The sequence below is a fragment of the Nocardia sp. NPDC004711 genome, from assembly GCF_053601595.1.
Window position 1 is genome coordinate 1 of the sequence record NZ_JBSGCB010000063.1, and the last position, 19269, is coordinate 19269.

General features: G+C 69.0%; 18 protein-coding genes. 6 read left to right on the top strand and 12 right to left on the bottom strand.

The features are described from left to right. The 7 genes from ACWEKS_RS40770 to mqo all read right to left on the bottom strand — a co-directional run. Positions 1 to 1126, bottom strand: a 1126-nt coding sequence (locus ACWEKS_RS40770; protein ID WP_452345069.1) for a DUF222 domain-containing protein, incomplete at its 3' end; no start/stop codon positions are given. Positions 1127 to 1195: 69 nt separating this feature from the next. Continuing rightward, positions 1196 to 1570: a cobalamin biosynthesis protein gene (locus ACWEKS_RS40775; protein WP_452345070.1), complete on the bottom strand. Its 375-nt coding sequence runs from the start codon at positions 1568 to 1570 to the stop codon at positions 1196 to 1198. Next, positions 1557 to 2942 carry a cobyrinate a,c-diamide synthase gene (locus ACWEKS_RS40780; protein ID WP_452345071.1) on the bottom strand — a complete coding sequence of 462 codons (1386 nt, stop codon included), beginning with the start codon at positions 2940 to 2942 and terminating at the stop codon, positions 1557 to 1559. Before ACWEKS_RS40780 ends, ACWEKS_RS40775 begins: the two co-directional genes overlap by 14 nt. Beyond that, a complete protein-coding gene (gene cobO, locus ACWEKS_RS40785) occupies positions 2936 to 3556 on the bottom strand; it encodes a cob(I)yrinic acid a,c-diamide adenosyltransferase (protein WP_354837574.1) in 621 nt (206 codons plus the stop codon). The genes ACWEKS_RS40780 and cobO overlap by 7 nt, the downstream gene beginning before the upstream one ends. 191 nt (positions 3557 to 3747) lie before the next feature. After that, the gene (locus ACWEKS_RS40790; protein ID WP_452345072.1) at positions 3748 to 5904 is read right to left on the bottom strand and encodes a magnesium chelatase subunit D family protein; all 2157 of its coding nucleotides are present in this window, start codon (positions 5902 to 5904) and stop codon (positions 3748 to 3750) included. A 140-nt stretch (positions 5905 to 6044) separates the two neighbouring features. Continuing rightward, a complete protein-coding gene (locus ACWEKS_RS40795) occupies positions 6045 to 6494 on the bottom strand; it encodes a GNAT family N-acetyltransferase (RefSeq protein WP_354837578.1) in 450 nt (149 codons plus the stop codon). A gap of 18 nt (positions 6495 to 6512) precedes the next feature. Further along, positions 6513 to 8045: a malate dehydrogenase (quinone) gene (mqo, locus tag ACWEKS_RS40800; protein WP_452345094.1), complete on the bottom strand. Its 1533-nt coding sequence runs from the start codon at positions 8043 to 8045 to the stop codon at positions 6513 to 6515. Positions 8046 to 8308: 263 nt separating this feature from the next. On the opposite strand from mqo, the gene ACWEKS_RS40805 reads away from it, so the two are divergent. Beyond that, positions 8309 to 9247 (top strand): alpha/beta hydrolase, encoded by a 939-nt coding sequence (locus ACWEKS_RS40805; RefSeq protein WP_452345095.1) that lies wholly within the window; start codon positions 8309 to 8311, stop codon positions 9245 to 9247. On the opposite strand, the gene ACWEKS_RS40810 is transcribed toward ACWEKS_RS40805, so the two are convergent. The 4 genes from ACWEKS_RS40810 to map form a co-directional block, all read right to left on the bottom strand. Continuing rightward, positions 9227 to 9790: an alpha/beta fold hydrolase gene (locus ACWEKS_RS40810; RefSeq protein WP_452345073.1), complete on the bottom strand. Its 564-nt coding sequence runs from the start codon at positions 9788 to 9790 to the stop codon at positions 9227 to 9229. The genes ACWEKS_RS40805 and ACWEKS_RS40810 overlap by 21 nt on opposite strands. Positions 9791 to 9856: 66 nt before the next feature. Next, complete coding sequence (locus tag ACWEKS_RS40815) at positions 9857 to 11398, bottom strand: cobyric acid synthase (RefSeq protein WP_452345096.1); 1542 nt, start codon at positions 11396 to 11398, stop codon at positions 9857 to 9859. A gap of 307 nt (positions 11399 to 11705) precedes the next feature. Beyond that, complete coding sequence (locus tag ACWEKS_RS40820; protein ID WP_452345074.1) at positions 11706 to 12047, bottom strand: hypothetical protein; 342 nt, start codon at positions 12045 to 12047, stop codon at positions 11706 to 11708. Positions 12048 to 12055: 8 nt separating this feature from the next. Continuing rightward, entirely contained in the window at positions 12056 to 12919 is an 864-nt protein-coding gene (gene map, locus ACWEKS_RS40825) for a type I methionyl aminopeptidase (protein ID WP_452345075.1), read from the bottom strand. 128 nt (positions 12920 to 13047) lie between these two features. On the opposite strand from map, the gene ACWEKS_RS40830 reads away from it, so the two are divergent. Beyond that, the gene (locus ACWEKS_RS40830) at positions 13048 to 14061 is read left to right on the top strand and encodes an LLM class flavin-dependent oxidoreductase (protein WP_452345076.1); all 1014 of its coding nucleotides are present in this window, start codon (positions 13048 to 13050) and stop codon (positions 14059 to 14061) included. A 6-nt stretch (positions 14062 to 14067) separates the two neighbouring features. On the opposite strand, the gene ACWEKS_RS40835 is transcribed toward ACWEKS_RS40830, so the two are convergent. After that, positions 14068 to 14799 carry a GntR family transcriptional regulator gene (locus tag ACWEKS_RS40835; RefSeq protein ID WP_452345097.1) on the bottom strand — a complete coding sequence of 244 codons (732 nt, stop codon included), beginning with the start codon at positions 14797 to 14799 and terminating at the stop codon, positions 14068 to 14070. A 160-nt stretch (positions 14800 to 14959) separates the two neighbouring features. Here ACWEKS_RS40835 and ACWEKS_RS40840 point away from each other — a divergent pair, with 160 nt between their 5' ends. The 4 genes from ACWEKS_RS40840 (at position 14960) to ACWEKS_RS40855 (ending at position 19184) form a co-directional block, all read left to right on the top strand. Beyond that, on the top strand, positions 14960 to 16075 hold the full coding sequence (locus ACWEKS_RS40840) for a TIGR03364 family FAD-dependent oxidoreductase (RefSeq protein WP_452345077.1): 1116 nt from the start codon (positions 14960 to 14962) through the stop codon (positions 16073 to 16075). A gap of 25 nt (positions 16076 to 16100) precedes the next feature. Next, positions 16101 to 16787, top strand: a complete 687-nt coding sequence (locus ACWEKS_RS40845) for a phosphonatase-like hydrolase (RefSeq protein WP_452345078.1) — start codon at positions 16101 to 16103, stop codon at positions 16785 to 16787. 109 nt (positions 16788 to 16896) lie between these two features. Beyond that, positions 16897 to 17961, top strand: coding sequence for a 2-aminoethylphosphonate ABC transporter substrate-binding protein (locus ACWEKS_RS40850; RefSeq protein WP_452345079.1), 1065 nt, complete (start codon positions 16897 to 16899; stop codon positions 17959 to 17961). Positions 17962 to 18002: 41 nt separating this feature from the next. Continuing rightward, the gene (locus tag ACWEKS_RS40855; protein WP_452345080.1) at positions 18003 to 19184 is read left to right on the top strand and encodes an ABC transporter ATP-binding protein; all 1182 of its coding nucleotides are present in this window, start codon (positions 18003 to 18005) and stop codon (positions 19182 to 19184) included. Positions 19185 to 19269: the final 85 nt, after the last annotated feature.

Consider the following 19269-nt stretch of genomic DNA (forward strand, 5'->3'; position numbering starts at 1 on the left):
CCTTGTCGCGGGCGATCAACGCCAAACGCTGAGCCGGAGTGGCCAGGCGCTGGCAGCGACCCAGGTACAGCGGCAGCCCGTCGGCGTCGAGGACCGCCAGCACCGGGCGGGTGCCCTCGGCCAGCTTCAACGCCTCGCTGATCGACACGTGCCCGCCCGACGCGGTGGTCGCGACCCCGGCCCCACGCTCGAGATCCGCGACGGACATGGTCAGGATGGCCTGCACCGGCAGACCACGGTGGGAGCCGAGCTTGGCCGGGTCGATGCCGGGCTGCAGCAGCGCGAACAGGGCGTCGTGGGTGCGCTGACCGGCATCACGACGGTCACGACGCGCAGCAGCCTCCAACACCTTCGAATCGACCACCTTGACCGTGGCGGCAACGCTGTCGGCGTCGTCGATGTTGCACATGCCCGGGCGCGCGAGCTTGGCGAACACGGCATCCAGCAGTGCCCGCAGCTCGGGGGTGATCCAGCCCTCGATCCACGACATGCCATCCACCCCGGGACGACCCAGGATCAAGCCACGGCGACGACGACGATCAGCGTCGGAGACGACCTTGCCGTCGGGGTCGATACGGGCGAGGATGTCGCGACCGATCTTGGGCAGGTCATCGGGCCACCCGACCCGGGAGTGGCCGACCAGGATGTCCTCGGCCTCGGCACGGGTCTCGGCGGGAATGTCAGCAGGCAGGTGGTTCATCACGTCGATGATGTTGCGGACATGATCACGCGAGATATCCCCTGCCTCAAAGGCTTCGGCGGTCCCGGCCAACGCGGCCGGACGCAGATGACCGGTGGGCTCGAAGAATTCTCCGCACTGGCGGGTGATCTTCACCCGCACCGACGCGTCATATTTCGACAACCCCAAGGTCTGGCGCAGGAACGGCACCACAGCCTTCGCCCCACTGCCTTCGGGCAGCGAGCGGTTGCAGGCCTCGATGATCAGGCGTGAATCCAGCGCCGACAGTTGACGTTTGCAGGTCTCCAACCGCTGCATCAACTCCACGACCTCGCCATCGGCGAGCGGAGTGAGGTTGCCGTGGAGGACGGAATTCGACAGGGTTTCGACGGCGGTCGCCAGTTCTGCGATGCCGCACTTGTCGAGTGTCACCCCCGTCGAATTCATGCATTGATTTTACCGCTATAGCAACAACCTAGGAACCCGAAATATCCTGTATCACTTGGCTTTTCACATTTACGACTTCGAATTCAATTCTGCCGCAGCGATAACAACCCCACCGAAGACGGTTTTGGCGATGACCAAATTCCCTCCCTCGCCGGCCAGCACAGCAGCCGCCTCGGCAACACTCGCGCTCCCCACGGCAAGCGCAACCCGCTCCGACGGATTGGGAACGGAAACGGCCTCCAGCTCCGTGAGCGTGAATCCCACCAGCTCGACACCCAACCGGTCGGCCGCCGCTCTGATTCCAGGCTCTCCGACCCGTCGCTCGACGGTCGCCAAGCAGCGAATCACCCTGTCACCGACCGCGTTTCGAATGGCAGCGAGGATCGCGTCGGCAGTTGTCCCGGGACGGAGTCCAACCCCGACAGCCAATTCAGGCCGGGGCATGGGTGCGGGCGAAATCAGCGGCGGTGGTGACGAATCGGCCGATGGCCGCTGGATTTCCGGCGGGGTGGGTGTGCAGGTAGGACGCGTGGACGCGATGCACTGCCGCACCCTCGCGGACGGTCTCGCCGGAGGGAGCGCGCCAGGCCCAGGCCGCAGCGGCGGATCCGGGGGTGACCAGACGGGTGCGGTGGAATTCGTGGCCGCGCACGCGTGCGCCCGCGCTCCAGAGCGGAGTATCGGTGAGCGCCACCGCATCCCGGTATCCGAGGGTGAGGCGCGGGCCGAATTCGGCTTCGGCGTCGATGACCCCGGCCATGCGGTGACCGTCGAGGGTGCGGGTCAGGTAGAGCAGGCCCGCGCATTCGGCGTGGATCGGGAGGCCGTGGCCGGCCTGTTCGGCGATGGCGTCGAGCAGGCCCGTGTTGGCCGCGAGTTCGGCGGCGTGCTCTTCGGGGAAGCCGCCCGGAAGGACCAGTCCGGCTGCACCGGAGGGCAATTCGTCGCGCAGCGGGTCGAAGACTCGCACCTGCGCGCCCGCCGCCGCCAGCAATTCGCGATGTTCGGCGTACCCGAAGGTGAAGGCCGGTCCGCCCGCCATCGCCACCACCGGCCCGGATTCCGCCGCCGTCACCTCGGCGGCCGGATCCCAGTCCTGCCCCTGTGCGCTCGACGCGGCCAAGGCGGCCACCGCCGCGAGATCAATATGTGCCGCAACGAGATCCGTCATGGCGTCCACAGCGGACTGAGCCGCCGAGCCGTGCTCCACCGCCGGAATCAGGCCGAGATGCCGTGACGGCACCGCCAATTCGGCCAGCCGCGGCAGTGCGCCCAGTACCGGCAGTCCGACGCGGGCGCACGCCGCACGCAGCACCTGCTCGTGGCGTTCGCTGCCGACCCGGTTGAGAATCACTCCGCCGAGCCGGATTCCGCTGTCGTAGGTCGCGAATCCGTGCAGCAGGGCCGCCAGGCTCTGGCTGTGCCCGCGCGCGTCGACCACCAGGATGACCGGCGCGCCCAGCATGGCGGCGATCTGGGCGGTCGAGCCCTCGGCGACGGGTTCGGTGTGGTGTTCGTCGATGCGCCCGTCGAACAGGCCCATGACGCCCTCGACGACCGCCAGATCGCAGCCCTGACTCCCGTGCCGGTACAGCGGCACCACGCGGTCGGGCCCGACCAGCACCGGATCCAGGTTCCGCCCGGGCCGTCCGGCCGCCAGCCCGTGATATCCCGGGTCGATGTAGTCCGGGCCCACCTTGAACGGCGCGACCCGGTGCCCGGCCCGGCGCAGTGCCCCGATCAAACCGGTGGCCACGGTTGTCTTCCCGCTCCCCGACGCGGGCGCGGCGATGACGACCGCGGGCGTGTTCACCATTCGATGCCGCGCTGGCCCTTGCGGCCCGCGTCCATCGGGTGCTTCACCTTGGTCATTTCGGTGACCAGGTCCGCGGCCTCGATCAGCGCCTGCGGTGCGTCGCGGCCGGTGATCACCACGTGCTGGTTGCCCGGCCGGTTGCGCAGCGTCTCGACGACCTCGTCCACGTCGACCCAGCCCCACTTGAGCGGGTAGGTGAACTCGTCCAGCACATAGAACCGATGCTGCTCGGCCTCCAGGCGGCGGCGAATCTCCTGCCACCCCGCCAGCGCCGCGGCCGCATGATCCTCATCGGACCCCTGCTTCCGCGTCCACGACCAGCCCTCCCCCATCTTGTGCCACTCCACGGCCCCGCCGACCCCGGTCTCGTCGTGCAGCGTCCCGAGCGTCCGGAACGCGGCCTCCTCGCCCACCTTCCATTTCGCGCTCTTCACGAACTGGAACACCGCGACATCGAACCCCTGATTCCAGGCCCGCAGCGCCATCCCGAACGCCGCCGTCGACTTCCCCTTCCCGGGCCCGGTGTGCACCGCGAGCACAGGCAGATTCCGACGCTGCCGCGTCGTCAGCCCGTCATCCGGAATGCTCTCCGGCAGCGGCACACCCTTCGGCATCGTCTCCAGCTCCTTCCACACCGACTCGTCGGTGAATCACGGTGCCATACGCACCCGGCGCGCCGATCCGCGCCCCGGTCCCGCACGACGACGGGTCACCGGTTCTGGTCATGGCCCGGGCCGCTCCGGAACCCCGGCGCCCGCCCTGATCCGGATCGGCCGGCCGCGATGTGCGGCTTCGCCGACGACGGTCAGGCGGCTCGGGTGGCGCGGACGATGCCGGCGACGGAATCGCCGGTGAGGGCGGTCAATTGGAGGTAGCCGGCGCGGAGGGCGGTGGCTATGTCGCGGGCGAGGTTCAGGCGGATCATGCCGCGTTCGCAGTCGATGACCATGGCGGTGACGGCGTCGGCGGCGAGCATGCGGGCGGCGGTTCGGGCGCGCGGGAGCGGGTCGGTGCCGCCGGTGGCGCGGCCGTCGGTGAGGAGGACGAGGAGGGGGCGGCGGTGGGGGTCCCGGGTGCGTTCGCGGCGGATGAGGTCGCGGGCCTTCAGGAGGCCTTGGGCGAGTGGGGTTTTGCCGCCGGTGCGGAGGTCGGCGAGGCGGCGGACGGCGATGTCGACCGACGTGGTGGGCGGAAGGACCAGTTCCGCGTCCTGGCCGCGCATGGTGATGACGGCGACCTTGTCGCGGCGCTGGTAGGCGTCGCGGAGCAGCGCCACCACCGCGTTGGAAACGGCCGCGAGGCGGTCGCGGGCGGCCATGGAGCCGGAGGTGTCGACGACGAAGACGACCAGGTTGCCTTCGCGGCCTTCGCGATACGCGCCCCGCAGATCGTCGGGGGCGAAGGCGAGGGGGCCCGACAGGCGGCCGCGCTCGAACTGGCGCGGGGCCGCGGCGAAGATGGTGCCCAGCAGGTGCAGGCCGGTGGAGGTGTCGTCGGTGGTGCGCACGACGCGGCCCTGACGGGTGCGGGCACGGGAGCGGCGGCCGGGCGCGCCCTCGCCGACGCCGGGGACCTCCCAGCGCGGGGGCTTGGGCAGGGTTGCGGTGGGAGCGGCGACGCGGCCCTCACGGCCGGCCGAGTCGTTCCGGCCACGCCCATCGTCGTCGTGCGGGCGCGGGTCACCCGGTGGATTCTGGCCTCCCCCAGGGAAATCCGGGCCGCTGTCCGGCTCGAGGCCATGGTCCGAATCCGGGCCGCTACCAGGGGCATCGGAGTCCCTCGGCAAGGGGTCCGCGCCATCGCACGACCCAGGGCCGCCATCGCGCGAGTCCGGTTCGGCGCCAGGTGAATTGGCGTGTTCCGGGTTCAGGCCGGAATCCTCGCCCCCGTCCGCCGGATCCTGCGGTCCCGCACCGTTGTTCGGCGGGACCGCTTCACCTTTTCCCAGGCTGTCGTCCTCCTCGGCGCGGGCCGCTTCCTCGGCCGCGTTCCGCATGGCGTCGTCGAGTTGCTCCTCGCTGATGCCGGGTTCGTCGAAGGGATCGCGGCGACGGCGGTGCGGCAGCGCCAGTTCGGCGGCCACGCGGACATCGGCCTCGGTGACCGCGGTCGCGCCGCGCCAGGCCGCATGGGCGGTCGCGGTGCGTGCCACCACCAGGTCGGCGCGCATGCCGTCGACATCGAAGCTCGCGCACAGGGCGGCGATGCGGCGCAGCTCGACATTGTCGAGACCGACGTCGGCGAGCTTGTCGCGGGCGGTCAGAATGCGTTCGGCCACTTCACGATCCGCGGCCGCATAGCGGCCGGCGAAGGCGCCGGGATCCGCCTCGTAGTCCAGGCGACGGCGGACGACGGCCATGCGCACGTCCACATCGCGGGAGGCGACCACGTCCACGGTGAGCCCGAATCGGTCCAGCAGCTGCGGCCGCAGCTCGCCTTCCTCCGGATTCATGGTGCCCACCAGGACGAATCGCGCCGGATGCGTGTGCGAGACACCGTCGCGCTCGATGTGCACCCGCCCCATGGCGGCCGCATCGAGCAGCACGTCCACCAGATGGTCGTGCAGCAGGTTCACTTCGTCGACGTAGAGCACGCCGTGATGCGCGGCGGCCAGCAGCCCCGGTTTGAACGCCTGCTCCCCGTCCCGCAGCACCCGCTCCAGATCCAGCGACCCGACCACCCGGTCCTCGGTGGCGCCCACCGGCAGCTCCACCAGCCGCGCGGGCCGCGCCCCGGACTCGTCCACCACCGGTGGTAGCAACTGCGCCAGCGCCCGCACCACGGTCGATTTCGCGGTCCCCTTCTCCCCGCGCACCAGCACCCCGCCGATCCCCGGATGCACCGCGCACAGGATCAGCGCCAGCTGCAACCGCTCCTGCCCCACCACCGCGGAGAACGGAAACCCGGCCTCATCAACGGCCGTACGAACACTCTCGGAGTAAGCCACAGGAGAAACGGACACGACCCCAACTCTAAGGGCGCCCCGGTCCCCCACCCCGAGCACCCCTTCCCGGTCGCGCTGGCGACCTGGGCCACTGGACGAAACAGCCGCGCCCGCTGTGGGTTTCACAGCGGGCGCAGGGTTGTTCGGTGGGTGCGGGGTCAGCCGCGGCGCATCGGGATGTGCGGGATGCCGTCTTCGATGTACTCCTCGCCGTCGGGCTTGAAGCCGTGCTTGGTGTACATGTCGAGCAGGTAGGTCTGGGCGTTCAGGCGGACGGTCGCCGAGCCGGCTTCGGCCAGGGCGGCCTGCAGCAGGCGGGTGGTGTAGCCGTGGCCGCGGGCCTCGGGGGTGGTGCAGAGGCGGCCGATGCGGAAGGACTTCACGCCCTCGTCGTGCTCCTCCATGAGGCGCAGGGTGCAGATGACCTCGCCCTCATCGTCGAGCCAGAAGTGCCGGGTTTCCGGCAGCAGGTCGAACCCGTCCAGTTCCGGGTACGCACACTTCTGCTCGACGACGAACACCTCGACGCGAAGTTTCAACAGCTTGTACAGCGTCGCGGTGTCCAGGTCTTGGGACCACGACCGTTTGAGAGCAACCGTTGACATCATCGCGTCTTGCTATCACATCTAGGCGTGAGAAGCGATACCGACGGGCTTGGGCGTGTTGTCCGAATCCACCGAATCCAACTGCAGAGCCTTGGTGGACCAGTCCCAGACCTCGCGGTACAGGGCCTGGTTCTCGGAGAGCTTGACGCCCAGCGACGGCACCATTTCCTTGAGTTTCGGCTCCCACGTGGAGAATTCGCGCGGGAAGCACTTCTTCATGACATCCAGCATGGCGCTGACACAGGTGGACGCGCCGGGGGACGCGCCGAGCAGACCGGCAATGGTGCCGTCCTCGGCAGCGACGACCGCGGTGCCCAGCTCCAGCACGCCGCCGATGCCCTTGCGACGGATCATCTGCACGCGCTGACCGGCGATGATCAGCTCCCAGTCGTCGCCGTCGGCGCGCGGGATGAACTCCTCCATGGCCCCGATGCGGCCGTTCTGCGACTTGAGCAGCTCGGAGACCAGGTAGTTGACCAGTCCCATCTCCGTGACGCCCACACCCAGCATGGAGAACAGGTTGTTCGGCTTGACCGACTTGATGAGGTCGGTCAGCTTGCCGTCCTTGAGGAACTTCGGCGTCCAGCCGGCGTAAGGGCCGAACAGCAGGCCCTTCTCACCGTTGATGACGCGAGTGTCCAAGTGCGGCACCGACATCGGCGGCGCGCCGACCGACGCCTGGCCGTACACCTTGGCCTCGTGCTGGGCGATCAGGTCCGGGTTGGTGCAACGCAGGAACAGGCCCGACACCGGGAAGCCGCCGAAGCCGCGGATCTCCTTGATGCCCGACTTCTGCAGCAGCGGCAGCGCGCCGCCGCCCGCGCCCACGAACACGAACTTGGCATTGATGACCCGCACCTTGTTGCTGCGCAGGTTGCGCACCTTGACCAGCCAGGAGCCGTCGGACTGCTTGGTCAGGTTCAGCACGTCGTGGCCGAAGGCGATGTCCGCGCCGGACGCACCCAGGTAGGCCAGCAGTTCCTTGGTGAGCTCACCGAAGTCGATATCGGTGCCCGAGTCGGTCCAGTTCAGGGCGACCGGGTCGGAGAAGTCGCGGCCCTTGGCCATCACGGGCAGGCGACGGCTGAATTCGGCTGCGTCGTCGATGAATTCCATGCCCTCGAACAGCGGGTGCTTGGACAGCGCCTCATGGCGCTTGCGCAGGTACTCCACGCCGTCCGGGCCGTGGGTGAAGCTCACGTGCGGGATGGGGTTGATGAAGTTCGACGGGTTGGCGAGCACGCCGTTCTCGACCGAGTAGGACCAGAACTGGCGCGAGACCTGGAAGCGCTCGTTGATGTCGATGGCCTTGGTGATCTCCACCGAGCCGTCGGCGTTCTGCGGCGTGTAGTTCAGCTCGCACAGGGCGGAGTGGCCCGTACCGGCGTTGTTCCACGGGTCGCTGCTCTCCGCGGCCGCGGCCTCCAGGCGCTCGAAGATGGTGATCGACCAATCCGGCTGCACCTGTCGAAGCAAGGCACCGAGGGTGGCACTCATGATGCCGGCACCGATGAGTACTACATCGGTCTTTTCAATCGTGGCAGCGTTCGACACGGCGTTGATCGACTTCCTTGTCATTTGTGGGTCACCAGGTGGAGGTTAGGTTACCCGTCGTTCACTTGGACTCAATTCTGCCCCTGACCATTCCCGAATCTTGCTTCGAAATCCCCGAATGTGAGAGATCCCTCCCAAATGGACATCGTCGGGACGCGGTCTATGTTGGGCGTGTGACCTCCGAAACGTCATCCACCACGTCGTCGACCACCACCTGGCAGCCCGATGTGCTGGGTGCCGACTACCAGCAGCTGACCATTCCGATGGGTCCGGATCCGGACGGTGAGGGCGACGTGGTCGCCACCCTGGTCCGTTACGCCCCGGCCGACGCCCCGGTCGCCACCCGGGCCGTGCTGTACGTGCACGGGTTCACCGACTACTTCTTCCAGGAGCACCTGGCCCAGCACCTGGCCGCCCAGGGCTACGCCTTCTACGCGCTGGATCTGCGCAAATGCGGGCGCTCGCAGCGGGCCGGGCAGACCCCGCACTACGTGAGCGACCTGGCGCTCTACGACGGGGAACTGAACCGGTCGCTGCGGGTCATCCGCGAGGAGACCGAGCTGCCGGTGCTGATCATGGCGCACTCCACCGGTGGCCTGGTGACCTCGCTGTGGCTGAACCGATTGCAGGCCACCGGTGGCGCTCGGGCGCAGGGCATCACGGGCCTGGCGCTCAACAGCCCCTGGTTCGACCTGCAGGGACCCGGCTACTACCGCTCGGTGGGCACGCCGCTGCTGGAGGGACTGGGCCGGTTGCGGGGGTTCGCGAAGCTGCCGCTCGGCGTCTCCACCGCGTACGGTGACAGCCTGCACCACAGCGTCTCCGGCGAGTGGGATTACAACCTGGACTGGAAACCGTTGAGCGGCTACGCGGTTCACGCCGGCTGGCTGCGGGCGATTCGCCGCGGTCAGCTCCGGCTGCACAAGGGCCTGGACATCGGTGTGCCCGCGCTGATCCTGCGGTCGAAGGCCACCAAGTTCATGAGCAAGTACGGACCCGCCGCCGACCTGGCGGATCTGGTACTCGACGTCAAGCAGATCCAGCGCTGGGCGGGCTGCCTGGGCGAGCGCACCAATATCGTGCCGATCGAGGGCGCGCGGCACGACGTGTTCCTGTCGTCGGAGACGCCGCGCACCCAGGCGTTCAGGGAGCTGGATTCCTGGCTGAAGTGGCTGGCCGACTCACCAGAAGCTGGTGCGTAGCACCACTTCGGTGGCCAGCTCGTGGCCCGCTTCGGCGGCCACATCGGTGACATCCATGGGGACCAGCCGGAATTCGCCGTAGACGAACCGGCTGGAAGCCTCGGCCACCGGGCGCGGCAGGCGCTTGGTGGCCAGCAGGGTGGTGGGGATCTCCACCGGCGGGCAGGAAGGGTCCTTGACGGCGCCGTCCGCGCCCGGCGCGGCCGGGTGACCGCCGCCGGCCACGATGAGGCTCATGAAGCGGCCGAAGCCGCGGGCGGCCAGCTGCCAGGCCAGGTCCGCGCCCGCGCCGCTGCCGACCAGGTTGGCCCACGGAACCTTCAGCTGGTCGAGGATGGCGAAAACAGTGGTGGCGTCGAGACCGTCGATCGATTCGATCGCGATGGTGTGCAGGTCCGAGGTCTGCAACCGGGCACAGACCTGGTCGTAAATGTCGGCCGGATCGCCCGCATCGGGTAGCAGCAGGACGTGGTGCCTGGTTTCGGGTCCGCCGACTCGCACCGCCCACTCGCGGTCACCGACCGTGATCCGCCGAGATTCCATGTTCGATCACGCTACAGGAGCGCCGGAGGGGCCGAACGCGAGTCGGGCGGTTTTTTGTGACGGCGGTCACTTATTGACGGTCAGAACGGGGAGATCCGCGGGCGCACCCGCGGTGATGAGCTGTTCGAGCGCGTCCTGGTCGAGGTGCTTCTCCATGAGATCGGCCAGCAGATCCAGCTGGGCGGAGCGCACCTCGGCCACCGAAACAGTGTCGGAGACAACGAAATCGGTGCGGCCCGCCCGTGCGGCGACCACGCGCAGCCAGGCGCGGCGGAACTCGTCCGACTCCAGGGCTCCGTGCAGATGGGTACCCCAGATCGCCTCGCGCACACTGCCTTCGGGAGCGCCGTCGAGTTCGAACCACGGGTCGTCGCCCTGCCGGGTGACGCGGCCGTGGTGGATCTCATAGCCGTGCACCGGGAGGTCGCCGGCACGGCCCGGCACACCATGATTCGGGACACGGCCGCTGGAACGGCGCAGCACCTTGGGGTCGGCGAATTCGATCTCCAGGTCCAGCAGGCCCAGGCCGGGGACGGTGCCCGCGGCGGATTCGACCGGATCGACGATGGTGCGGGCCAGCATCTGGTAGCCGCCGCAGATGCCGAGAATGGGGCCGCCGACCGCCGCACGCGCCGTCAGGGCGTCGGCAATCCCGGTGCGCCGCAACCACTCCAGGTCTCCGACGGTGGATTTGCTGCCGGGAATGACGACCAGGTCCGCTCCGGCCAGGCGAGACGGGTCGCTCACCCAGCGCACGGACACCCCGGGTTCGCAGGCCAGCGCCTCCACATCGGTGGAATTGGAGATGCGTGGCAGCCGGATCGCGGCGACCGTCAGCCACTCTGCGCCCAGCGGCGGCCGGGAGCGGCCGACGGGAGCGTCGGCGACGGTGCCGAGCGAGTCCTCTGCATCGATCCAGAGGTCTTCGGCAAACGGGATGACACCGAGCGTGCGCCGCCCGGTCAGCTCGGCGAGCTGATCCAGCCCCGGTCGCAGCAGGTCCACATCGCCCCGGAACTTGTTGATGATGAACCCGGAAATCAGTTGCTGATCTTCGGGTTCCAGAACCGCCACGGTCCCGAACAGGTGGGCGAGCACTCCCCCGCGATCGATGTCGCCGACCACCACGACCGGCAGATCCGCCGCTCGCGCCAAACCCATGTTCGCCAGATCCGTTGCGCGCAGATTGATCTCGGCAGGCGACCCCGCGCCCTCGCAGATCACCACATCGAACTCGGCTCGCAGCGAAGCCAATTCCTCGGCGACGATGGCGCGCAACTGCTGACGATGCCGGAAGTAATCCTTCGCCCCCACGGTATCGACGGCCTTGCCCCGCACCACGAGCTGCGAGCGCCGGTCGCTCCCCGGCTTCAACAGCACCGGGTTGAACCGCACGCTCGGCTCCAGCCCGCAGGCCCGGGCCTGCAGCGCCTGCGCCCGGCCGATCTCCCCACCATCCAAGGTGACGACCGAGTTGTTCGACATGTTCTGCGCCTTGAACGGTGCGACCCGCACCCCGCGCCGCGCCAGCATGCGGCAGAGCCCCGCCACCACCACACTCTTCCCCGCATCGGAGGTGGTCCCCGCGACCAGCAGAGCGCCCTTCACCCGGGTCACCCGATACCGTCCACCGCAGAGCCGCTCCCCATGCTCCGCGGTACGACTTTCACCCCACGCCTCGCCGACATCCGGCAAAGCCCGGCCGCGACAATGCTCACCCCCGCTTCGGAGGTGGCGCCCGCTGCCGCAGCAGCACCCTTCACCCCTGCGATCCGACGCTCCACCGGCAGCCGAGGGCGAGGCCGGTGAGGCCGGACGCGTTCCGCGCCCTCTACTGCGAGCTGGCGGCAAAACCCCGCCACCACAACGCTTTTCCCGGCGGCCGAGGTGGCACCCGCGACCGGCAGCGCAGCCGTCACCGCGGGCTGTTCCCCGCTCGCGAACCGCCGGTGTAGGCGTCCCGGCTGAGGTAGGGGTCTCGGCCGCTACTCGTGTAGGCATCCCGGCTCGTGTAGACGTCGCGGCCGTCGTCCGCTTCGACGTCCGTGCCGTTGGTCACCTCGACGTCGGGCTGCTCGCCGGGGGCGTCGTCCGTTTCCGGCACCTGCCGTCCCGCGGCGAGTTCGACGTGGCGGCGCATGGTGGCGCGGAGCGCGCCCAGGCCCTCGTCGCGAGGGTTGGGCGGGAGGACCCGCGAATTCTTCCGCCGCGGGCCGCGGGAGCCGATCGCCCGAGTTCTGGTACCCCGCTGGGGCATCGCGACTCTCACGGGAGCGTCAGGATCTCGGCGCCGTCGTCGGTGACGACGAGGGTGTGCTCGAACTGGGCGGTCCACTTGCGGTCCTTGGTGACCACGGTCCAGCCGTCGTCCCAGATCTCGTAGTCGATGCCGCCCAGGTTGATCATGGGCTCGATGGTGAAGGTCATGCCCGGCTCGATGACCGACTCCACGGCAGGCTGGTCGTAGTGCAGGATGACCAGGCCCGAGTGGAAGGTCGGCCCGACCCCGTGACCGGTGAAGTCGCGGACCACGCCGTAGCCGAAACGGTTGGCGTAGGCCTCGATGACGCGGCCGATGACATTGAGCGCGCGGCCCGGCTTGACCGCCTTGATGGCCCGCATGGTGGCCTCTTCGGTGCGCTCGACCAGCAGGCGCACCTCCTCGTCCACATCACCGGCGAGGAAGGTCTTGTTGGTGTCGCCGTGCACGCCGCCGATGTAGGCGGTGACGTCGATATTGACGATGTCACCGTCCTCGATCACGGTCGAGTCCGGAATGCCGTGGCAGATGACCTCGTTCAGCGAGGTGCAGCAGGACTTGGGAAATCCCTTGTAGCCCAGGGTCGATGGGTACGCGCCGTGGTCGAGCATGTACTCGTGCGCGATCCGGTCCAGCTCGTCGGTGGTGACGCCGGGAGCGACGGCCTTACCGGCCTCTTCCAGGGCCTGGGCCGCGATCTTGCCCGCGATCCGCATCTTCTCGATGGTCTCCGGGGTCTGCACCCAGGGCTCGTGTCCCTCCTTGGCCGTCTTCTTCCAGACGTACTCGGGTCGCTCGATGTTCTTCGGGACCTCGCGAATGGGCGACTGCTGCCCGGGAGCGAGGGGCTTGCGGGTGCGCACAGACATAGGTACCAGACTATCTGCCGGTCCGGATCGCGAGATTCCCAGGTCCGGGTACGGGGGAATTCTTCCGGACCGTGGTCCGTTTATGCTTCTAGTTGACTTGGAAACAAGACTCGAGAGGGGTTCCGGCCGTGGAACTGGGACTGACGACATTCGCTGAAACTCATCCTGTCGGCGGAGACGGGCCGATGCCGACCGCGGGCGAGCGGTTGCGGCAGGTGGTCGAGGAGGCGGTGGCCACCGAGCAGGCCGGGCTGGACGTCTACGGCGTCGGTGAGCATCACCGCAAGGACTTCGCCGCGTCCTCGCCGGCCGTCGTACTGGCGGCCATCGCGTCACGCACCGAACGGATCCAGCTCACCAGCGCGGTGACCGTGCTGAGCTCCGCCGACCCGGTGCGGGCCTTCCAGGATTTCTCGACGCTGGACGGGATTTCGAACGGGCGGGCCGAATTGATGGCCGGGCGTGGGTCGTTCATCGAATCGTTCCCGCTGTTCGGGTACGACCTCAGCGACTACGACGAGCTCTTCGAGGAGAAACTCGCGCTGCTGCTGAAGATCCGCGAGGAGGAGCCGGTCACCTGGTCCGGCAGGTTCCGCGCACCGCTGACCGACGCGATCGTCTACCCGCGCACCGAGAATCGGCCGCTGCCGGTGTGGATCGCGGTGGGCGGCAGCCCCGAATCCGTCGTGCGCGCAGGGCTGCTGGGCCTGCCGCTGGCCATCGCCATCATCGGCGGGCAGCCGGCGCGGTTCAAGCCGCTGGTGGATCTGTATCACCGGGCGCTGGAGGAAGGCGGGCACGAGCCGCAGCCGGTGGCGGTGCACGCGCACGGGTATGTCGCCGACACCGACAAGGAAGCCGTCGAGGACTTCTACGCGCCGTACGCGCGGGCCATGTCCGGAATCGGGCGCGAGCGCGGCTGGGGTCCGATGACCCGGCAGCAGTTCGATGCCCTGCGCTCGCAGAGCGGTTCGCTGTTCGTGGGCACGCCGGACTATGTGGCGGAGAAGATCGCCGATGTCCGTGACACGCTCGGACTGGACCGGTTCATGTTGCACGCCAGCGTGGGCACGCTGCCGCACGAGAAGGTGCTGCACACCATCGAACTGCTGGGCGGCAAGGTTGCCCCGCAGCTCGGCTGATCGGCGTCAGTAATCGGTGAGTCTGGCCTGGAAGGCGATGCGGTCGCCGCGGTAGAGCGAGCGCACGCGTTCGATGGGCACGCCTTCACCGTCCACGCTGCGGCGGTGCAGCAGCAGCATCGGCAGGGCCGTCGTGCATTCCAGCAGGGCGGCCTCGCGCGGTGAGGCGAGCACGGTTTCGATGCGCTCGGTGGCGACCGCGTAGACCACGCCCATGCCGCGGGTGGCGGCGTACAGCGAGGTCTCCGGGTTGTAGAACTCGCGCAGCACGGCGAAGCGGTCCAGCGGCATCCAGGTGCTCTCCAGGCCGATGCGCTCACCGTCGGCGAGCAGGATGCGCTCCAGATGCATGACCGGTGTGCCGGGTTCGAGCGCGAGGTCCCGGGCGGTGTCCTGGTCCGCCGGGATATCGGTCCATTCGACGAGCAGACGGCCGGGTTTGCGGCCGAACTTGATCGCGCCCTCGGTGTAGGAGCGCAGCGACAGGGGCTGCACCATCTTCGGGCGCGAGACCACCGTGCCGCGGCCCTGACGGCGAATACGGCCTTCCACCAAGAGTTCTCGCACGGCCTGACGCACGGTTTCGCGGGCGACGCCGCACCGCAGGGCCAGTTCGCGTTCCGAGGGCAGCGGGTCGCCCTCGGAGAGTTCGGTGAGCAGCGCCTCGAGTTCCGCGCGCACGCGGTACGACTTCGGCAGGCGCGCGTTCGGCGCGGAATCGGTTCCGGCGCCGGGCATTTCGCCCAGCGGACGGCCTGGCTCCACCTGGTCTTCCACCCCGGCTGCCTCCCTCGTGTCCATGACCCCAGCCTACACAGAATTGGTCTATACCAATTATTAACCTACCGTTTCCACACGAAACACTCGTAGGTCTAGACCATTGCTCAGGATGATTCCCATGCGATTGGTCATCATCGGCGGAGGGATCCTCGGTACCGCCCACGCTCTGGCCGCCATCCGGCGCGGCCACCACGTCATCCAGCTCGAGCGCGAGGTCGAAGCCCGCGGCGCGACCGTGCGCAACTTCGGTCTGGTGTGGGTATCGGGGCGCAGCGCACACGAATTGGAGCTCACCCTGCGCTCGCGGCAGCTGTGGGAGGAGATCGGCGGCCAGGTCCCCGGCGTCGGCTTCCGCGCGGCCGGTTCCCTCACGCTCGTGCGCTCGGAGAACGAGCTCGCAGTGGCCGAGGCCGCCACGGCCCACCCCTCGGCCGCCGAACGCGGCTTCGAACTGCTCGATGTCGACCGGGTGCGCGTGCTGAACCCCGCGCTGCGCGGCAAATTCCTTGCGGGCCTGCACTGTTCGACCGATGCCGCCGTGGAGTCCCGGCAGGCGCTGCCCGCCCTGCGGCGCTACATGGAGGCCACTGAACGCTATGCCTTCTTCGCCGGCACCGAGGCCCGCGCCGTCACCGGCACCACCGTGATCGACGACCGCGGCCGCCGCCACGAGGGCGATCTGGTGCTGGTCTGCCCGGGCGCCGCGCACACCGGCCTGACCCGCGAACTGGTGGGCGACATTCCGGTGCGCCGGGTGCGGCTGCAGATGATGCAGACCGCCCCCCTGGGCGAACCGCTCACCACCGCCATCGCCGACGGCGACAGCTTCCGCTACTACCCGGCCTTCGCCGGCCCGGAGCTGGACCGGCTCAATCGTGAAGAGGCGCAGCCGTTCACGGCCGCCCAGCACAAGATGCAGTTGCTGGCCGTGCAGCGGCTGCACGGCGGGCTCACCATCGGCGACACCCACGAGTACGACGAGCCGTTCACCTTCGACGTGGACGAGGCCCCCTACGAGCACCTCACCGGCGTGATGGAGGAACTGCTGGGCCGCAAGCTGCCGCCGATCGTGCGGCGCTGGGCGGGCGTGTACAGCCAGTCCATCGATCCGGGCACCATCGTCACCCGCGCGCAGGCGGCCGACGGCGTCTGGGTCGTCACCGGTCCGGGTGGCCGCGGCATGACGCTCGGCCCCGCCCTCGGCGAAGAGACCGCCGACCTCCTCTCGCTCTGAGACCTCCTCGATCAAAGGAATCACCGTGTCCGACAAGCAGATCGAACTCGCCGTCCTCGATATGGCGGGCACCACCGTCGCCGACGACGGGCTGGTCGAGCGGGCGTTCGAGGCGGCCATCACCGCCGCGGGCGTGCCCGCCGAGGGCCCGGAGCGCGAGGCGGCTCGCACCTTCGTGCGGGACACCATGGGCCAGTCCAAGATCTGGTGCTTCCGCACCCTGCTCGGCGACGAGGACCGCGCCCAGCTGGCCAACCGCGCCTTCGAGGCCGCCTACGCGGAGTTCTCCGAGGCGGGCGTGAACCCGATTCCCGGTGCCGCGGAGGCTATTTCGGCGCTGCGGGCAGCGGGCATCAAGGTGGCGCTGACCACCGGGTTCAGCCGCGAGACCCAGGACAGGCTGCTGAACGCGCTGGGCTGGAACGACATCGCCGATCTGGCCCTGGTCCCCTCCGACGCCGGGCGCGGCCGCCCCTACCCCGACATGGTGCTCACCGCCGTGCTGCGGCTGCAGGCCGACGCCGTGGATCGCGTTGCGGTGCTGGGTGATACGTCCAGCGATATCGCCACCGGCCTGGCCGCGGGCGCGCGCATCGTCGCGGGCACGCTGACCGGCGCGCACACCGAGGAGCAGCTGCGGGCCGCGGGAGCGACCCACGTGGTGCCGTCGGTCACCGAATTCGCGCAGCTGCTGCTGGCCGAGCGCGGCTAGAGAATTCCGCCGCCCGGGCGCGCCTCGCCCGGGCGACGGGGTACCCCCATTCCTTCGATTCCACCCAGTCTCCGACTCGACCGTCCCCTGAACTGAAAGTGCAGTCACCGTGCGTATTTCGAACAACCGCCTCGCACGCAACATCGCCCGCACCGCTCTCATCCTGACCTCCGCCACCGCGGTCGCCTTCAGCCTGACCGCCTGCGGCGGCACCGGCAGCGACTCGAAGGACGGCAAGACGGTCACCGTCTACTCCGTCGATGGCCTCGGCGACTGGTACAAGCCCGTCTTCGAGAAGTTCAAGGCGCAGACCGGCATCACGGTCAACGAGGTGGAAGCCGGCTCCGGAGAGGTCGTCAGCCGGGTGGAGAAGGAACAGTCCAACCCGCAGGCCGATGTCGTCGTCACCCTGCCGCCGTTCATGCAGAAGGCCGACAAGTCCGGGCTGCTGCAGGCCAGCGGCGTGGACACCGGCGCGGTCGCCGCCGCCGACAAGGACGCCAACGGCAAGTGGGTTTCCCTGGCGGGCAACTACCTGTGCTTCATCGCCAACCCGTCGGTCGACGCCACCAAACTGACCTGGGACGACCTGCTCAAGCCCGACTACAAGGGCAAGCTGCAGTACTCCACCCCCGGCCAGGCCGGTGACGGCACCGCGGTGCTGGTGCTGCTGCAGCAGCTCATGGGCAAGCAGGGCGCGCTCGACTACCTGGCCAAGCTGCAGGCCAACAATGTCGGCCCGTCCTCCTCCACCGGCAAGCTGCAGGCCAAGGTGGACAAGGGCGAGATCCTCATCGCCAACGGCGATGTGCAGATGAACCTGCAGAGCGTCAAGAGCGGCTCCAAGTTCAATGTCTTCTTCCCGGCGTCCGCCGACGGCAAGAAGTCGACCGTCTCGCTGCCCTACCTGATGGGCATGGCCAAGGGCGCGCCGCATTCGGACGCGGCCAAGAAGCTGATGGAGTTCCTGCTCTCGGCCGACGTGCAGAAGTCGCTGCCCGACACCTTCGCCATCCCGTCCCGCACGGATCTGGCGAGCGCCCCGGCCACCGGCAACGGCCCGTCCCCGGCCTCGACCATCAAGGACGTGACCGTCCTGCACCCCGACTGGACCTCCGTGCTCGACAACCTCGACGCCGACGTGGCCGCCTACACCAAGGCCACCGGTAGCTAGCGCACGGCGTCAGTCCGATACCAGCCCCAGGAGCAGCAACCATGTCCTCCGCGTTGACGACATCCACGGTGGCCGGCGAGACCACCGACGAACCGGCCATCGTGTTCGACCGGGTCGGAGTCACCTACGGCCACGGCCGTAGATCCACTGTGGCACTGGCCGATTTCAACCTGCGGGTGGCCGCGGGGGAAACGGTCGCGCTCCTGGGGCCCAGCGGTTCCGGCAAGTCCACCGCGCTCAAGGCGCTGGCCGGGTTCGTCCGGCCCACCTCGGGCGCGGTGCGGCTGGCCGGCCGCGACGTCACCGACCTCTCCCCCGCCAAGCGCGGCATCGGGGTGGTGGTGCAGTCCTACGCGCTGTTCCCGCACATGCGGGTGCACGACAATGTGGCCTTCGGACTGAAGGCACATCGCGTGCCGCGCAACGAGATCGGGGCCCGGGTGACCGAGGCCCTGGACATGGTCGGCATGGGCGCCTACGCCAAGCGGCTGCCGCGGGAGCTGTCCGGCGGGCAGCAGCAGCGCGTCGCCATCGCGCGGGCGCTCGCCATCCGCCCCCGGGTGCTGCTGCTCGACGAGCCCCTCGCGGCGCTGGACGCGCAATTGCGCCAGAACATGCTCGGCGAGCTGCAGCAGCTGCGAAAGGCCTTGCCGGACACGGCGATGCTGTACGTGACCCACGACCAGGCCGAGGCGCTCGCGCTGGCCGACCGCATCGCGGTCATGCGCGACGCGCGGCTGGTCGACATCGATACCGCGCACACACTGTGGCAGCAACCCGCCACCGAATTCACCGCATCCTTCCTGGGCGGCGCGAATCTGCTGGCCTGCACGGTCAAACACGTCTCCGGCACCGCCGCCCTGGTGACCGTCGGCGAGCACACGCTGCGCACGGACGCGCCGCCGCCCGGCGTGGGACGCCCGGACTGGGCACCGAATGCCGACGCCCAGTTGTGCGTCCGGCCGCATACCGTGCGCATCGTGCCGCTCACCGAACGAGATGCGCTGCGCGCCACCGTGATCACCAGCGTCTGGAAGGGCGCCTCGACCCGGCTGCACCTCGATGTGGCGGGCATCCCCGCCGAACTCACCGCGGATGTCCTGGGCCACACCGAGATCGCGCCCGGCGACCACATCGGCGTACGCTTCCCCGACCCGGCCGGGGTGCTCATCCCGCCGGGCATCGGCACCGACTCCGCCGCCGACGGCGAGGTCCGCGCATGACCGCCCCGCCGACCCGTCGAGCCACGGGTGAATTCGACTATGCCGCAGTGACATCGAGTCCGCTGCGGGAAGAACGGCGGACGGT